This window comes from Shewanella litoralis, from assembly GCF_009828585.1.
In the GTDB taxonomy this organism is placed as follows: Bacteria; Pseudomonadota; Gammaproteobacteria; order Enterobacterales; family Shewanellaceae; genus Shewanella; species Shewanella litoralis.
In genome coordinates this window covers 1-16,138 of the sequence record NZ_WSRZ01000043.1, presented here as the reverse complement: position 1 = coordinate 16,138, position 16,138 = coordinate 1, and the positions used below count along the sequence as shown (strand labels likewise).

The following is a 16,138-nucleotide window of genomic DNA, read 5'->3' as shown; positions in this document are numbered from 1 at the left end:
GAAAAGAAGATTTGCCTAAATCGATCCCAATTACTTTAATAGTAGTCATGATGGTTCGCCTCTTTGATTAGCCTACCCTAAGTTTAGCTTAGCTTAGGGGTGAGGCGGACCATCTAATTAAGCCCATTATATATAGTAATGGGCTTTTTATGGGTAGTGTAGACAACCTAATAGTTAAACTGTTTTAGTCCGCTTACGGTATCCACCAACAAGTGCCAGCAGCATCATACTTAACCAACCTAAACTACCGCCACCACTGCTACTGTCAGTAGAGGTGGTCTCTGTTGGCGTAGTGGTGGTAGGCGTGCTAGCAAGCGTAATAGTCACATTTTGACTAGCCGTTGACTCATTACCTAACGAGTCGGTCACCACTAAAGTTACGGCATAAGTGCCACTTTGAGTGTAAGTATGGCTTGGATTTTGTGTTGTATTTGAAGCGCTGCCATCACCAAAGTTCCATAGGTATGTGAGCTCACCAAAGCCTTGGGTTGAACCGTCTGTCACACTGACACTTGCATCAGTTTGAAGTAAAGTAAATGCAGCCACTGGCGCAATAACAACCCTTACTGTTTTAGTTGCGGTAACCGTATTGCCAGCACTGTCTGTCACTACGACTCTGACCTCATAATCTCCAGATGCCGCGTAGGTATAACTAGGTGCGCTGGCAGTACTGGTGGCGTTACTTACGCCAAATGACCATGCATAGGTATAACCGCTACCGCCACTCACTGTGGCACTAAAACTGACTTTTGCCCCTATGACCTCAGCCGCAATGTCTGCCGTTAGGTTTACCTCTGGCAAAATACTACCATCGGCTAACGCAAACTCAACCGTTGCACTACTGCTGTCGCTGGCTTGCTCAGTGACAAGCATTGTTAACCCTAATTCAGGAACAATCATCCCGGCTTGCGGCTTAAGTGGAGCACTGTAATCGCGGCTGTCATCAAATAATGACTCGGCATCTAAATGAGTGTCACCAGAATACGTACTTTGAGCATATAAGCTAAAAGCTGCATCGCGAACCTGAACCTCAGTAGCTCTGGTGCCAATTAGATTTTGGTCGGCATCAATAACACCAATTAATCCTTCTCCAGGATGCTCAGATACGTTGTTATCGTACTGGTTAAAGTTTTCTAACCACAATAAAACGCCTGGTACGTATTTGCTGTAAGCCAACCCAGCATCAATGCCCTGGTGGCTTCGTAATTGCACAATGTAGCGCCTCGCTTGACCTGGAAGACTGTCATCTATTCGAGTAAACCCAGCTAAGGTTGCTACATCGCTAGCTTCAGCACCATCGACATAAAAAGCACTCCCTTGATTAGTGAGCTGAATATCATCAATTGCCATACCGTACTCGCCCACGGCTTCATCGGTTTTGTATACCACGCTGATTTGTACATTACGGCCGGCATAGACGCTGAGGTCAAAACGTAAATCAACCCAGTTGTCTGCCCCTGTTGACGTGGCTATGTCGCCAGACTGACCACTAATGAAGTTTTTTACTGTCGGATAAACCGTATTATTGTTACTAGTATAGTTACCTTCAATCGCGACACTGTCGACGAGCACCTGTACATAGTCAAAATCTTCTTCAATGTCCCAATGCGCTTTAAAGGTTAATGCAAGCGGCGTATCTAACGGTAATGTCACATCAAAAGACATGGCATTATTGAGCATATTGCCTTGGCCTGAATAATACTGATACTCCCCTGTGAAAGGAGCTTTAAACGGTACGCCTTGCGCAGGTAGCGCTATCGATAATTGATTTACTGCGTCAGTATTAGTTGCCTGATTGAGCTGTACGGATGTACCGCTACTGGTTAAATCGGCTAACGAAACATGTTGCTCGTTAACCCATTTACCTTTGTATTTTTGCTGTAAATAAGACTTCGCATAAGGACTAAAACCACTGGGTTGAGAACCTGCAATACTCCCAGTCCAACTACCACCAGACATCAACGACCATTCGCCAACGGGTGAACCATCGCCCAGATTAGTGGTGTCATATTCGTCGGGTAGACCTAAATCATGGCCAAACTCATGGGTACAGACCCCCGCGGCAGAATCAATGGGCTGCACGGTATAACCAAACACCTTTAGGCCTCGGCCAGGAATGCTATAACCATTGGTGGCGGAATCGACATAGTATCTATGCGACCAAATCGCATCCTCACCTAAAATACCACCACCGGCTTCTTCACCAATACTTGAGTGAAACAGCATCACATGGTCAATAATGCCGTCGGCTTCATCGTAATTGCCATCGCCATCTAAATCGTATGGGTCTTCAATATCATAACTCTTGAGTTCAGCATCACTCATGCTCGCTACGGCTTTAACAACGGCCTCTTTCACTAACTCAGGTACTGCTTTGTCGTCTTCATCCTCATTATTGCCACCATAGTATGCGGCGTTGTTATCTGCGGTTACCCAATCTTGTACCTGGCCAGTAAAATAAAAACTATTGCCCGATGCGGCCTGAAAATATTGATATGCCGATTGCAACGTTTGGCTATTGGGACCAGCAAAACCGGTTTCAGAAAACAGCAATTGTTGATAATGCGATGCCGGATAACTGCTGTAGTACATGTCGGTATCGCCAATCGTCAGTTGATTGGCATCGTGGGGTAAATCAGGAAAATCCACCAGCACAGCCAACACTTTGACTGTTTTAGTTATGTCTTGGTCAGCCTGCACTTTATTATTCACTGAGACATACTGGGCACTTTTAGTGCTTTTTTGCGCAGCTTGTTTAAAGCGCATTTGTTCAGCTTTGACTTCAATCGCCGCAGGTTTAAATTTTGCGTCACGACCACGGCTAACAAAAGCATCAATGGCGGCTTGTTTTTCTTGTTCTGTTGCATCGGCTGCCAGCTCACCACGTTTAATCAACCAATACAGTACTTGCTGCTCATTTATCAGTGCGCCGTCTGCTGGCGTGCCCGTTTGCGGAGCCGCAAGTGCTACAGAACTACAACATGCCAACAATAAAGTAGAGATGGCAAAACCTTGATATTTAGTTAACTTACTCATTTGACTTACCTGTATTGGGGGTAGGTTTGTGGCATTTTTCAAATGCTTTTTGGCGCTTAGTAATATAATCGGCAACGGTTTTATCGATTTGTGCTTGATCCATATCGTCCGTTATTACGCCTTTAGCACGCAGGTTTTCTATTAATTTACTGCGATCGCGGATCGGTGGCATGCCACTCGGGCCACAGTCTTTAATTAATGGTTTTGTGGCGACCGCAACAGGTGCAGACTCTGTTGTTGATTGATGTTGGCACCCTTGCACACTCAATATGGCAAGTCCCAACACGAAGAAAATAGACTTCATAAAGCACCCCAAACAATAATTACATGACATTAACAGCTGCAACTATAGGGTTACAATTAAAGTTAGACATTCTTTAATGTAAATGTGACCGTTCGATTAATAAATAATAAATAACGTCTTGTTAGCGCGCTATAAAACAAAAAACCGACTCATCAAAGTCGGTTTCAAAAAGTGATTACAGTCGATTAGGTTAACTTGTGGTGTGGTTAATATAATTTGAAATACCATCGAGCAGCATTTGCACTGAAATCATCACCAAAACCATGCCCATTAAACGTTCAACAGCGGTGAGGCCTTTTTCACCTAGTATGCGAGTGAACACTTTATAAAACATTAAAATAAAGGCACTTAGCGCCCAAGCCCCAACCAATGCAATAGTCCAATCAACCATACGATTGCTGTCGGTGTGCGCTAATAAGATTAATGCCGCTAAAATAGACGGCCCTGCCATTAATGGAATGGCCATCGGCACGATAAAGGGTTCTTCGCCCGCAGCTAAGCCAGCAACACCACCTGGTGATGGAAAAATCATTTTAATCGCGATTAAAAATAGAATAATTCCGCCGGCAATACTAACCGACTCGGAGCGCAGATTAAGGAAGTTCAATATCGCCTCACCCGCGTACAAGAATGACAGCATGATAATTAACGCAAATATCAATTCACGGATTAATACTCTGCGGCGCTTTTTAGGATCAATGTGGCGTAATATGGAAGCAAAAATCGGTAAGTTACCGAGTGGATCCATAATCAAAAATAACATCACTGCAGCAGAAAAAATATCCATGGACAACAATCTTTTAATTTGTAAAACAATGGCGACATTGTATACCTAAACCGTCACAATAATCGACGCCATGACTTAGATATTCGTTTAATCTGCGCCCAAAGTGCTGCTGCCCACTCTAACGAGGGCTAACAAGCTATTGAACATTGTCTATTTAAAGTAAATTTGTCTGCTTGAGATATTCACACGCTACAACAGAAATGAAAAATGTTATACTGCATCGTTTTTTTTCGATTGAACTCTTGGATAACATGCTCTATCTCATCGCTAGTTGTATCGCATTATTATTTGGGCCACTTTTTTACCGCTATTTTTCATCGGGAAGTGGACTACAAAAAGGCTTAGACGGGTTTATATTCGTCTCGCTTGGCGGGCTAGTGCTCATCCATATTTTGCCAGAACTACTTGAACACGGCGGATTTATCACGTTGTTTTTTGTGTTACTCGGTGTTTGGGGCCCTACCGCCAGCGAAAAACTTTTTCATCGCTACTCCGATATTACTCACAACATTACCCTAACCCTCGGCATTGGCGGGCTGTTGCTGCACACCATTACTGATGGTGGTGCAATGGTGCTTGCACAACAAGAAGGCAACTCAACCCTGCTTGCGCTAGGCGTGATTATGCACCGCTTACCAGTGGGAGTTGCGATTTGGTGGTTATTAAAACCTCAGGTTGGGACGCGCTGGGCGAGTGCTGTATTAGCTGCAATGATGGTATTAACCGCGGTAGGCTACTTTGCTGGTGAGCACTTACTGACTCAATTGAGTTTAGAGAATACTGTTTACCTGCAAGCCTTTGTTACTGGTTCTATCTTGCATGTAGTGCTTCATCAACCTCATGGCCACCAACAAGAAGACAAGCAAGGTCAATATCAGTATCAAGCGGGTATTGGCAGTTTATTGGGCTTAGGTTTATTGGCGTTATTATTGTTGATGGATACCGGTGGTCATGAGCATGCGCATCAAGACCATGGTTCTGAACAATTTGTGAGTTGGTTATTAACCATTTCACCTATTTTATTAGCCAGTTACGTTATCGCGACATCACGTTTCGCACTGGGTTTACGTCCGTCACACGCTTCATTAGGATTACGTTGGCTACAACGCCTTGCGGGGCCAGAAGCCTTATTGGTTACCCTGTTATTGCTGGGGCCGTGGTTTGCTTTATACCAAACACTGGGATTACTCGCGATTGGTATATTGATGACAATAACTCAAGTTAAGATTACCGATCCACATCCTGCTTTACCTGATTCGGCTTGGCGTTTTGGTTTTGGTCAATTAGTCGATAGAAGCGCGCCGTGGATTATACTGAGTTTAGTGTTAGCCAATTTAATAGGTCACCCTTCGGTTCCATTAGAAAACCCTGCGCTGCAGGTGTTTATTTTATTGTTAGTCTTTTTACCGATGCGTTTTTGTAACCTAGGTACGGTTATTTTAGCTTTGGCGCTTGCATACAGCGGTTGGAGCGAAATAGCTGTCGCATTTACCCTACTCGCAGCGCCAGTAGTCAGTATTGGTCAGTTAAAACTGATGAATTGGAAACAAGGTTTGATGTTAGGCGGTATTTTGTTAGCGGGCTTAATGGTGGCAGATAAAGTGACATTGGGTTCAACAAACACTCTACATTTACCCGATTCGATAAATATTATCGGCTTAATCGCTATCATCTTATTGTTTGGAGCCAGTTTACTTAGATTGGGGCCGCGACAGTTTTTAAGTCGCCTTATGACCAATATAAAAACGGCGCCTCATCACCATGACCACGCTAAAGGCCATGGACATGATACTGGTCATGGCCACAGTAACAACCATAATCATAATAATGAACATTCGCATAGTGACGCCCATACAACGAACAATGATCATCAGCACAAATAATCAGTAAATCGATTAATTTATGGTTATGATGGGGTTATCGTCCTTAAACGAGACACCCCATGTGCATTTTGTTTGTTGCCATTGATACTCACCCAGATTACCCACTGATAGTATGCGCCAACCGTGATGAATTTCATCATAGAGCCACAGAACCCGCTTATCGCTGGGCAACTACGCCAGCGATTTATGCTGGCCAAGACAGACAAGCAGGCGGCACTTGGCTTGGGGTAAATGAACTTGGGCAGTTTTCAGGCTTAACCAATATAAGAGTGCTGGACCAGCAAGATGGCGTCCGCAGCCGTGGTGAGCTTGTGGTTAATGCTTTGTGCACCGACGAGATAACCCCTCAATGGCTTAGCGAGCACGCCATTAACTACAACCCCTTCAATCTTGTGTTCCAACAGCACGATGGGCTTTATTGCTTCAACAGTAAAACCTTACAAACCACCAAACTATCATCGGGCTTTCATGCTGTGAGTAATGGTGCTTTAGATGATGTGTGGCCCAAAATGGCCAAAGGACAACAAGCACTACAGCGTTATATTAATCAAACTGCTGAACCAGATATTGAAGCTTTACGCGCATTAATGCTCGACACCTCGCAACCTGAAGATCATGCACTGCCTAAAACAGGTGTTAGCCTTGAATGGGAAAGAAGACTCTCATCAATTTTTATTCAGCATGACGAATACGGTACCCGCTCAACCAGCATTATGCTCAAACACCGCAATGGTCAAATCACGTTTTCTGAAACTCGCTATGACGGTAAAGCACGCAATTTAGGTTCACAGCGGTTTACCCTCGGTTAACTTCAATATTTCAGCGCAGCAGACTGTGACGAGTGCCTCATTATTCATAAAATCCCATATCAGTAATGACTAATGTGCCTGAGTTTGAACAGGCAACATTCATTTTTACAACCTAGATCAAGTTAATTTGTTTGTGAACATTGCATACTTCGCCTGTTGCTAATTTACCCCCGGAGGACACGCCTTGAAGCAGCCCACTCAGATTAGTTGGGATCAGTCGATGATCGAAAAATACAATTACAGCGGTCCCCGTTATACTTCTTACCCGACCGCATTAGAATTCGATGACGCCTTTACTGAACAAGATTTACTGACATCGATTAAAAACAGTAAAACAGACAAATTGTCGCTGTATGTGCATATTCCTTTTTGTGCCAAGCTCTGCTACTACTGTGGATGTAATAAAATTATTACTCGTCATGCCCACAAAGCAGACCAATATATTGAATATTTAGCCGCTGAGATTGTTAAGCGCGCACCGCTATTCAAAAATTACACTGTAACCCAAATGCATTGGGGCGGCGGTACACCAACCTTCTTAAGCCCAGAGCAAATTCTTAAGTTAACGGCATTGATTAAAGAACACTTTAACTTTGCTGAAGTGGGTGAATACTCAATCGAAGTCGATCCGCGTGAGATTGAGCTGAGTATGTTAGACACATTAAAAGAAGCCGGTTTTAACCGTGTATCTATTGGTGTACAAGATTTTAATAAAGATGTTCAAGTAGCGGTAAATCGCGAACAGGACGAACAATTTATTTTCGATTTAATAGCCAAAGCAAAAGCACTAGGGTTTGTATCAACTAACGTTGACCTTATTTATGGTTTACCGCTACAAACACCAGAAACCTTTGCTAAAACTATTGCGCGTATTATTGAATTATCGCCAGACCGTTTATCGGTATTTAACTATGCACATTTGCCATCACGTTTTGCCGCGCAGCGTAAAATTAAAGATGTCGATATGCCATCACCACAACAAAAACTTGATATGTTGCATCAAACCATTGAGTCGTTGACGGGTGCCGGTTATCAGTTTATTGGTATGGACCACTTTGCAAAGCCAACCGATGAATTAGCTAAATTACAAAATGCCGGCAAGCTACACCGTAACTTCCAAGGTTATACCACTCAAGAAGAATGTGATTTATTAGGTTTAGGTGTTTCATCGATCAGCCAAATTGGCGATTGTTATGCACAAAACCAAAAAGACATTCGCCCTTACTACGAGTCAATTGACGCTAATGGTCATGCGCTTTGGAAAGGCTGTAGCTTAAACCGCGATGATGAAATCCGCCGTGCAGTCATTAAACAAATTATTTGTCACTTTGACTTAGATATGGCCAAAATTGAAAACACATTCGATATTCAATTTGAAGACTACTTTGCTGAAGACTTGAAGTTATTACAGACCTTTATTAACGATAAGCTTGTCGACATAACTGATCGTAAACTTACCGTTAGTGCGACCGGTCGTCTACTCATCCGTAATATCTGTATGTGCTTTGATGTGTATTATCGTCAAAAAGCCCGTCAACAGCAGTTTTCTCGGGTGATTTAATTCAGCGTTAACAATATCTAAACATAAAAATAGCCAGCATTTGCTGGCTATTTTATTATGTCCTTTATAAGATTTAGCTCAAAAATCTTACAGTATTAACTAAAGACTATTTAGCTTTTCTTGCATACAACGCTTTACGCTCACTGTCTGACAAAAATGCCATCTCAACGCCATTGCGTTGCAAGGTTGCCAATTGGCTATCGCTAAAGCCCATTTCTGATTTAACCACACGATACTCGTGCGCGATATCAATTGCGCTCACGCCTGGGTCATCAGTATTCAAACCAATTAACACACCAGCGTCTAAAAATTTACGCAGAGGATGCACATCATAGTTTGCGACGGTTGAAGTATGTAAATTACTGGTTGGGCACGATTCAATACCAATACGATGTTTAGCGAGGTATTCCATTAATTTAGGATCGTGAATGGCATTAACACCATGGCCAATACGAGTGGCACCTAAAACGTTAATGGCTTGCCACATACTTTCTGCACCCGCGGCTTCACCAGCATGTGCAGTGATTTGTAGTCCGGCATCACGTACACGCTTAAAGTGTTCGGTAAATAAGTCGCCAGGGAAACCGAGCTCGTCACCCGCCAAGTCCATTGCAACAATGTTGTCACGGTGCGCTAGAATGCCTTCTAACTCTAAACGGCATTTTTCCTGGCCAAAAGAGCGCGACATAATACCAATAAGGTTAATTTGAACGTCGTGCTCTTTAACACCAGCACGTACACCATCAATAACCGCTTCAACCACACCTTCAATGGGTAAATTATGATTCATCGCCATATAGTAAGGACTAAAGCGCAGCTCTGCGTAATCTAATCCTTGAGCTGCGGCATCGGCTACGTTTTCGTAGGCAACACGCTTAACAGCATCTAAATCAGCCAATACAGCAACCATCCAATCTAGCTTCTTTAAAAAATCGACCAGGTTGTTTTCTTTACCCTGAATTTGCACAAAAGGTGCAAGCTCTTCTAACGAATTAGCGGGTAACTTAATGCCATGTTGATGGCCTAATTCCCAAATGGTTTTTACGTTAACATTACCGTCTAGATGACGATGCAAATCAACCAGCGGAATGGTTGTATCTATCATAATTAACCCCTATAAACTTACCCTGCCATTGGTTTGATTTTGTCGGTCAGAGAATAGTATTCAGTTTAACATGTATTTACATTATTTCTGATGACGATTGTTTTTTTCTGAATTCAGTCACAACATATTCACAACTGTGTTTGCGATGTGTTTTTTATGTCGAAATCGGGCATACTCTTAAGTCAACTACAGCATACATACTGCCAATCTAAAGGACTTTTGATGCGCTTGCTTATCTTACCAGCACTCTTTGTATTCAGTTTATCAGGCTGCCAAGTTAATTCGACGCCACAATCTAACACAGAGACTCTTGATAACACCTCCATTTCACAAAAAGTTGCAGAACAAGACTTACAGGCAATCATCAACAAAAGTTGGGCACTGACTTTAGCCTATTCACCAGAACTTGCTGCGAGCCTGGGCGATGTTGAAGCCGCCAGCAAACTTGCCGATCTTTCGCCGCACGCTTTAGCACAAAAAAACCAGCAAACACTCAGGTTACTCGATGCACTTAACAACTTAAGTCGTATAAACTTATCAAAAGAAAGCATCATTAACGCAAATATGCTGCAAGCTCAATTACAAAACGATGTCGATCTGTATCGTTTTCATGATCATTACTTACCCATTACCGCCGAAAGCGGCTTTCATGCCTATATTGCTTCCATTGCAAAAGCTCGGTTTAGTCGCATGGAAGACTACCAACAATATATGGCTAAATTAGCCTTGATGCCACGCTATTTTGCACAACAAACTTACTGGCTCAAACAAGGTATGGCCAGTGGGATCACGCCAGCAAAAGTGACGTTAAATGGTTTTGAAGACAGCATAAGCGCTTTTATTGTTGAACCTGAAAAAAGTGGTTATTTTGTACCATTTACTCAATATCCTGATCACTTTAGTGCCGCAGAAAAAGCGACATTAACCCAACAAGGTCTTGAGCTGGTATCAAATACAGTATTGCCACTTTACCAACAGTTTTATGATTTTATGACTGAGCAGTACATACCCAATGCGCGTACTGAAATTGCTGCTTCAGCACTACCCGATGGCCCTGAGTTCTATCAAAATAGAGTTAATTACTACACAACTGTCGACATGAGTGCCGAGCAAGTCCATCAACTTGGGCTTGAGGAAGTGGCAAGAATACGCGCCGAAATGGAGGCGATTATTCAGCAGGTTAACTTCGATGGTAACTTTGCGGACTTTTTACATTTTTTACGTACCGATCCACAGTTTTACCCAAAGTCGGCTGACGAGCTATTAAAGGAAGCCGCCTTTATTGCAAAAAAAGCCGATGCCATGCTGCCTAAATATTTTGGTAAATTGCCTCGCACGCCTTATGGTATCGCCCCTGTGCCTGCAGAAATAGCACCTAAATACACCACAGGACGCTACTCTGGCTCAAACCGCGATGACGAACCTGGTTACTATTGGGTCAATACTTATGCGTTAGATAAACGCCCTTTATATGAACTTGAAGCTCTCACATTACACGAAGCGGTGCCCGGCCATCATCTGCAAATATCACTCAATAAAGAGCTAGCCGATTTGCCTAGCTTTAGACGCTATAGCTATATTTCAGCATTTGGTGAAGGTTGGGGGCTATATTCAGAATACCTCGGACTTGAAGCCGGGTTTTATCAAGACCCATACAGTAACTTTGGCCGTTTAACTTACGAAATGTGGCGAGCCGCCCGCCTAGTTGTCGACACTGGGATGCATGCAAAAGGCTGGAGTCGTCAACAAGCTATTGATTTTATGGCCCGCAATACCGCGCTATCAATGCATAATGTCACCACAGAGATTGACCGTTATATTTCATGGCCAGGGCAAGCGCTATCTTACAAAATAGGCGAGCTCACCATTAAACGTTTACGCGCTAAAGCAGAACAGGCATTAGGCGCTGATTTTGATATTAGAGCATTTCATGATGCGGTACTTGAAAATGGGTCTATCCCAATGTCAGTATTAGAGCAAATGATTGATCAGTTTATCGCTCAGCAACAAGCATTAATAAAGGCTAACAGCCAAATGTAACCGCGATATTTAACGCGATTACAACACACAAAACATCAATAAGCTGGCTTATACACAATGCATTACATGAAATTTTCTTCTGAACTTAAGATAGATACCAGTGCCCAGCGCAATTTCTGGCTAGGCGTAATTCAAAGCCACTTTAGTACCCCAGACGGCATAAGCATTGCTTATGCCTACATTCAACATCCAGATAATAATAAAGCGATAGTCATCAGTAATGGCCGCGTTGAATCGTATATAAAATACAAAGAATTGATGTTTGATTTATACCAACAGGGCTTTAGTGTGTATGCCTTAGATCATCGTGGTCAAGGCCTATCTGATAGACTGACTCACAAGCCTCATCAAGGTTATGTTGATAAATTTAGTGACTACACTGACGATCTCAGCCAATTTATGAATGAAATCGTCATTCCAAAAAAGCATAGTGAATTATTTATGCTAGCCCATTCCATGGGGTGCACTATAGCCACTGACTATATACATCAAAATCCTAGCCTATTTACTGCTGCTATCTTTTCCGCACCTATGCTCGGAATAAAGCTGCCATTTGCAGCAAACCTGGTGCGTTGGTTAGCTAACAAGTTTGATAACAGCCACATAGCTTACGGAAAAGTGCATAGTAGATACGTATTAGGGGGCGGAGCATATCAAGCAGTGGCATTTAAGCGTAATCAATTAACGCACAGTAAGCCACGCTATCAACAATATCGAAGACTATTTGATGCTACTCCAAAAGCACAATTAGGGTCGCCGACAAATCGATGGTTACTTGAGGCCATGGCAGCTGCACAACGGTGTATAGCATATGCAAAAAATAGCCAAACACCCATTTTGATTTTACAGGCAGAGAAAGACAGCATTGTTTGTAATGAGGCTCAAAACCTTGCCCTAAGCAGCCACTGCCATAAAGTGGTTATTGAGGGGGCTTTTCATGAAGTGTTTATCGAAACGGATAACATGCGCAATATTGCGTTGTCTTATACCTTAGACTTTATGGCACAACACTCAAAGACAGCTGGGTCTTAATTAACTGGATCATGTCTTCTTTATCGAGTGGACGACTAATAATATAACCCTGGAACCAGGTACATTTTGCATGTGTAAGTAAATTAAGCTGTTGTTTATTTTCTATTTGTTTTGCTACTACTGGTAAATTAAGTTTTATTGCGAAATCAACTACAGCATTAACGATGTTGAATTTCTCAGGGTTATATTCAATTTCGTCTAGGTACACAGCTGCCAGCTTCACTTGAGAAAAACCAATACCTTGAAGTAAATGAACTGCGCAAGAGCCACCACCAAAATTATCCATAGCAATATTCAACCCATAGCGCTGCAACTCTGCAATTTTAGCCTTCGCAATATTGGTATTTACAACAAAAATATCTTCAGCTAACTCAAGTTGTAATAAATTTGGCGAAATCTGTGCCGCATTAATTCTACTCATTAACACATTCACGAAATGATCTTGATGAAAATGCCTGGAAGAAATGTTTAGCGACATTATAGGAACGTTCGCTTTGGCTTGTTGCAGGGTATGAATCATTTCAATGACCTGATCCAACGCCCAAAGTTCCAGTTCAAAAATACAGTCCGTTAATTCAGCGGCGGCGATAAATTTAGTGGGGCTAATAAAACCAAACTGAGGATGGTACCAACGCATCAGTACTTCAGCGCTGTGCAGTCGTCCGGCCTGATCGACAACAGGTTGATAGACCAATGACATTTGCTGATTACTGATAGTGTGCTTTAACTCATTTTGCAGTTTAAAGGGTTGAATTTGGTTGTTATCTAACTGGGGCTCATAGATAGCGCAACCATTAGAGCGACTGTCTTTAGCTTGCTCAAGTGCATTATCAGCACGAGCCAGCAACACTTGTGGCTCTAATGACTCAATACCATCAAATACCACTAAACCAATTCGTGCAGAAATCGATAAATTTTGTTCTGAAATAGTAAAACCACGGCCAATAAGCTGCCTTACTTCACTCGCTAATGCTAAAGCACGTTTATTGGCTTGATCAATTTCACTACCCAAATTTTTAGCCAAGATGACAAACTCATCGGCTCCAAGTCGAGCTACTAAACCGGCATTAGAAAAATTACCTGACAATCTTGCCGCTATTTGCATCAACAATCTATCACCTAACTGCCTACCTAATGCATCATTAATCAGCTTAAAATTGTCTAAATTGATCATTAACAAGGAAGAAAATTGGCCAGTTTTTCGGCTAAATACTTGTAAATCATAAAGCTCATCAGCCAAAACTTCTCTATTGATTAAATCAGTTAAGCCATTATGATTAATTTTATCCACTGAAATACGTTGATTTTTTACATCTCCTGACACGTCGGTAATGGTACCAATAATCCTTAGTGGTCTGCCTAACTCGTCCCACTCAACAATCTTGCCACGATCAAGTACCCAAATATAGCGACCATCTTTGTGACGTAAACGGTGAACACTTTCATATTCATCATGCTGTTTATTGATGTAATTTTGCAAAGTATTTAATACTTGTTCTTTATCATCTCTATGTAAACGAGACTCCCATACAGAATAATCATTGTCTAACTCATAATGTTGATACCCTAAAATCTCTTTCCAACGATCTGACACGAACACATCACCAGTGGCAATAGCCCAATCCCAAATGCCATTGCGGGCACCCTCAACAGCAAATAACCACCTCTGCTCTGCATCGTTAAGACGTTTTCGGCTACGAGACAAACGGCCTTTCACTAAATTAAGATAATCTCGAAGATTGTTAATCTCGGTTGTGATGCAGACAATATTGTTATTAAAATCAGGATCATCTAAATTTTTAGCGGCCTGGCTGAGCTGAGTTAATGGTCTAATTAATACATAATGAAGTAATAAACAAAATAGCGTTAGCACTAGCGCTCCAAAACCCCATATTTCAATAAATCTCTTTAATAAACTCTCTGATGCTTCAGACAATAGGTTTGCAATATCATACTCAAGGTACACAAGCTCTGCTGCATTAGAGTAACTATAACGAGAATTAGCATTGAGCGGATAATAGACTTGGATTGAAAGACGATCGAAACTCACGTTGATATAAGGTTTGTTGTTTGCTGTAGACGAGCGATGTCTTTCCGCAGAATATCCTTCAAGCACATTATTGGCATTGCTATCTCGCCAGATAATATGATTTGCATATTGAATTTCGCTCGATGAATCCAAAATCACATAGACCATCATATTTTGCTCGGTCGAGACAAGCGCAACTTCTTGTTCGATACGCTCAAAATCCTGAGTCAACACAGCTGACTCGATAACATGTCGCATACGAAACAAATCTTTCTGGATCTGCTCGGTCTGTCTTAAAGCTAACTGTTCATTTAATTCTGCGTGCTCATACAAATACTCCCCACATACCAAACCAAGGTAAAGGATAAAAAAACTCAAAGGAACAAGTACAGACAAAGACAGTGTCGGCAACCGAGGCAAAATAAACCCACCCAATAAAATAGATAAATATATGCTAGCGGTAATCTTAGCAGTAAGTAAAGGAATAGTTATAAAAAGTAACCACATAAACAACATAAAAATTGTTTATTAATTAATGGCTTTTAAAATAAATACCACTAACTTAACAGCCTTTACTGTTTACGCTATTGTATTTAAAGTTCCCAATCTTAACATCATTACCGAATCAAAAATTTAGTCACAATAGAATGTGTAAGCGGCACGTTTAGTGAAAATGATGCCTTAAATTGAACCAATCTTTACTAGAATGTGATCTATTTTAGGCTGCATCACTAGAGCCAGTAAAATGAAAGACTTGTAGCTAATCGTTGCTTTGAAGGGTACGAGTCATGCCAATTCCATTAATTATGTGATCAATCAGAGACACTCAGATTGTTCAGTTTGAGGCGCATTGTTGAAATAATGGTTATTCCCTTCTAAGGCAATGCAACAAAGAAATGAACGGTCTGAGAGCCTCCTGCAAGGCGGGTTTCTGTGCCGTCTATGCTGCTTAATAGCATTTTGACGTACGACTGCATGGATGCAGGAGGTAGAGCAACGCAGGAGCAATTGCCGAGAGCAACTATGCCTATAATTCTATTACTTGCCTAGAAGACACAGAACTCTCGCTTAATGACCAGATAATTAATGGAATTGGTATTATTCATAAATATAGCAATAAGAGAATGACGGTTAATTAGATCATATATTTAATGTAATTGGTATTACTGCACTGACTCCCTGTCAGAAACGCCACCCTCAAGCACTCATTAGGTCTGACTGAGTATTGGGCTTCGCGCTATTTTGCACGCTAACCCACCTAATGAGCCGAAACAGGTTTACTTACGTTGTGTGTCTCTGACTTCCTATGGCTTCCTTCAGACCCTGCCGTTGGCCAGCAACGCCCTTGCCATTCGGATTATCTTCCCCTCAGTCGGGGTGATTCAGGTTTCTTTCAACCTGACGGGTTTGCCAGCTTCGCTGGGCAAACGAAAAAGGCCTTTGCATTACTGCAAAGGCCTTCATCTTAAGTTGGCGGAGCGGACGGGACTCGAACCCGCGACCCCCGGCGTGACAGGCCGGTATTCTAACCAACTGAACTACCGCTCCTTTA

The 16,138-nt window shown here is 42.1% G+C and carries 10 protein-coding genes and 1 tRNA gene; 5 read left to right on the top strand and 6 right to left on the bottom strand.

All coding sequences use genetic code 11. The annotated features are described in order from the left end of the window. Positions 1-174 precede the first annotated feature (174 nt). From GQA99_RS19740 to GQA99_RS19730, 3 genes are all read right to left on the bottom strand, one after another. On the bottom strand, positions 175-3,036 hold the full coding sequence (locus tag GQA99_RS19740) for an immune inhibitor A domain-containing protein (RefSeq protein WP_160056869.1): 2,862 nt from the start codon (positions 3,034-3,036) through the stop codon (positions 175-177). Further along, on the bottom strand, positions 3,029-3,340 hold the full coding sequence (locus GQA99_RS19735) for a hypothetical protein (RefSeq protein WP_160056867.1): 312 nt from the start codon (positions 3,338-3,340) through the stop codon (positions 3,029-3,031). The genes GQA99_RS19740 and GQA99_RS19735 overlap by 8 nt, the downstream gene beginning before the upstream one ends. Positions 3,341-3,530: 190 nt before the next feature. After that, complete coding sequence (locus tag GQA99_RS19730) at positions 3,531-4,127, bottom strand: YhgN family NAAT transporter (protein ID WP_160056865.1); 597 nt, start codon at positions 4,125-4,127, stop codon at positions 3,531-3,533. Positions 4,128-4,378: 251 nt separating this feature from the next. Between GQA99_RS19730 and GQA99_RS19725 the strand changes: the two genes are divergently transcribed. From GQA99_RS19725 to hemN, 3 genes are all read left to right on the top strand, one after another. Further along, entirely contained in the window at positions 4,379-6,010 is a 1,632-nt protein-coding gene (locus GQA99_RS19725) for a metal transporter (RefSeq protein ID WP_160056863.1), read from the top strand. Between the two features lie 59 nt (positions 6,011-6,069). After that, positions 6,070-6,819: an NRDE family protein gene (locus GQA99_RS19720; RefSeq protein WP_160056861.1), complete on the top strand. Its 750-nt coding sequence runs from the start codon at positions 6,070-6,072 to the stop codon at positions 6,817-6,819. Positions 6,820-7,003: 184 nt separating this feature from the next. Next, positions 7,004-8,380, top strand: coding sequence for an oxygen-independent coproporphyrinogen III oxidase (gene hemN, locus GQA99_RS19715; protein ID WP_160056859.1), 1,377 nt, complete (start codon positions 7,004-7,006; stop codon positions 8,378-8,380). Between the two features lie 106 nt (positions 8,381-8,486). Here the strand turns inward: hemN and add are convergent, their stop codons facing one another. Continuing rightward, a complete protein-coding gene (add, locus tag GQA99_RS19710; RefSeq protein WP_160056857.1) occupies positions 8,487-9,485 on the bottom strand; it encodes an adenosine deaminase in 999 nt (332 codons plus the stop codon). Positions 9,486-9,707: 222 nt separating this feature from the next. Between add and GQA99_RS19705 the strand changes: the two genes are divergently transcribed. Both GQA99_RS19705 and GQA99_RS19700 read left to right on the top strand, forming a co-directional pair. Next, positions 9,708-11,525 (top strand): DUF885 domain-containing protein, encoded by a 1,818-nt coding sequence (locus tag GQA99_RS19705; RefSeq protein ID WP_160056855.1) that lies wholly within the window; start codon positions 9,708-9,710, stop codon positions 11,523-11,525. A gap of 57 nt (positions 11,526-11,582) precedes the next feature. Then, entirely contained in the window at positions 11,583-12,557 is a 975-nt protein-coding gene (locus GQA99_RS19700; RefSeq protein WP_160056853.1) for an alpha/beta fold hydrolase, read from the top strand. Here GQA99_RS19700 and GQA99_RS19695 read toward each other — a convergent pair. Both GQA99_RS19695 and GQA99_RS19690 read right to left on the bottom strand, forming a co-directional pair. After that, positions 12,523-14,844: a putative bifunctional diguanylate cyclase/phosphodiesterase gene (locus tag GQA99_RS19695; protein WP_229785976.1), complete on the bottom strand. Its 2,322-nt coding sequence runs from the start codon at positions 14,842-14,844 to the stop codon at positions 12,523-12,525. The genes GQA99_RS19700 and GQA99_RS19695 overlap by 35 nt on opposite strands. Before the next feature lie 1,213 nt (positions 14,845-16,057). Next, a tRNA-Asp gene (locus tag GQA99_RS19690) sits at positions 16,058-16,134 on the bottom strand. Positions 16,135-16,138 lie beyond the last annotated feature (4 nt).

Coding starts and splice junctions, on each gene's coding strand:
- GQA99_RS19740 (WP_160056869.1), bottom strand. CDS start 3,036: ATGAGTAAGTTAACTAAATATCAAGGTTTTGCCATCTCTACTTTATTG.
- GQA99_RS19735 (WP_160056867.1), bottom strand. CDS start 3,340: ATGAAGTCTATTTTCTTCGTGTTGGGACTTGCCATATTGAGTGTGCAA.
- GQA99_RS19730 (WP_160056865.1), bottom strand. CDS start 4,127: ATGGATATTTTTTCTGCTGCAGTGATGTTATTTTTGATTATGGATCCA.
- GQA99_RS19725 (WP_160056863.1), top strand. CDS start 4,379: ATGCTCTATCTCATCGCTAGTTGTATCGCATTATTATTTGGGCCACTT.
- GQA99_RS19720 (WP_160056861.1), top strand. CDS start 6,070: ATGTGCATTTTGTTTGTTGCCATTGATACTCACCCAGATTACCCACTG.
- add (WP_160056857.1), bottom strand. CDS start 9,485: ATGATAGATACAACCATTCCGCTGGTTGATTTGCATCGTCATCTAGAC.
- GQA99_RS19705 (WP_160056855.1), top strand. CDS start 9,708: ATGCGCTTGCTTATCTTACCAGCACTCTTTGTATTCAGTTTATCAGGC.
- GQA99_RS19700 (WP_160056853.1), top strand. CDS start 11,583: ATGCATTACATGAAATTTTCTTCTGAACTTAAGATAGATACCAGTGCC.
- GQA99_RS19695 (WP_229785976.1), bottom strand. CDS start 14,844: ATGCGACATGTTATCGAGTCAGCTGTGTTGACTCAGGATTTTGAGCGT.